The following is a 1,120-nucleotide window of genomic DNA, read 5'->3' as shown; positions in this document are numbered from 1 at the left end:
ATGTAAATACAATCAAACTTAGCATCAGAATAAAACGAAAAAAACCTGCTCTCAAAATAATGCATGAAAATGCAGGGGGCTATACATCAAAAAAAATATGGAGTAACTATATGAATACTGAAGAACTAAATAACATTAAGGACTCATCGACTAAAGTTTTTACTGCTATGGCGAAGAATCTTTATATCACAGGAATACGTATATATAAAGAACAAGAAGAATATGAGGTATTGGCAGCTATAATGTTAGACAATGATAGAGCGGAGTCATACATGTTGCATGTTAAAGAATATCTGGCAAAACGCTTTGATGAACATATGGAAGAAGTGGTTAAAAGAGAAAGGCTTATCTATGTTGATATGGATAAAGTCATGTGTGAAATGAGATATGTTCATACTCAAGCATTACTTTTTAGTATGAATTAACAACAGCGTATTCGGCCCCGAAAGGGGCTAATAAAAAACACAATGAATTAAATAAGCATTTAACTATGAGGATATAAATATGTCTAAAGAAAAGATAGGTATTAATAAATCAACCGAACTGTTCTATGACCTTGCTTGTAGGTCGTTTACAGCAAGTTGGGAGATGTTCATGGAAGTCAATGGTGATGGAGACGAAAATGATTATCTGGATGATCCCGCTTTCATGAATCTATTTAATGTTTATATTATTGACCATATCCAGAACAACTTTGAAAGATTCACTGTCCAAGAAGGAAACAGTGGTGATATTAATCAAGTTGACTTTGAACTAGTCGCTGCCATGTTAGTTGAGTATTCAGGAGGCTTTAGAAAATAAGAACCAATCTTGCCTCGCAAGGGGCTAACCAAAAATATAAGAGAAAAATATAAATGACAAATAAAATATCTGTAGTAGTAAGTATGTTGTGCGAAGGAACCCCGAAAGTAATGAATATTATTCAAGAAAGCTTTGATATATTTGTTGCTCTAAGTGGGTATTCAGTAGAAGAAATCATAGAAGATAAAAACTTAGTTAATGCATTGAATCGACATGTTAATAACGATTTAGTCGATGAGTTAGATCTGGAATATGGCTCTGTAATCCTCAAGCTTGTTTATAAAAACTAATGCGTTACTAAATATTAACATAATGAAAG

The 1,120-nt window shown here is 32.6% G+C and carries 3 protein-coding genes; all 3 read left to right on the top strand.

Annotated elements, in window-relative coordinates; translation table 11 throughout:
• On the top strand, positions 1-425 hold a 425-nt coding region (locus tag NNO02_RS23285; RefSeq protein ID WP_333908937.1), incomplete at its 5' end, for a hypothetical protein.
• Positions 426-504: 79 nt separating this feature from the next.
• Positions 505-801: a hypothetical protein gene (locus tag NNO02_RS23280; protein ID WP_271455877.1), complete on the top strand. Its 297-nt coding sequence runs from the start codon at positions 505-507 to the stop codon at positions 799-801.
• A gap of 53 nt (positions 802-854) precedes the next feature.
• Complete coding sequence (locus NNO02_RS23275) at positions 855-1,091, top strand: hypothetical protein (protein ID WP_271455876.1); 237 nt, start codon at positions 855-857, stop codon at positions 1,089-1,091.
• The last annotated feature ends 29 nt before the right edge of the window (positions 1,092-1,120 follow it).

This window comes from Citrobacter sp. Awk 2, from assembly GCF_028069815.1.
Lineage (GTDB): Bacteria > Pseudomonadota > Gammaproteobacteria > Enterobacterales > Enterobacteriaceae > Citrobacter.
The sequence above is the reverse complement of the archived record's forward strand: the minus strand, read 5'-3'. Positions and strand labels throughout refer to the sequence as shown.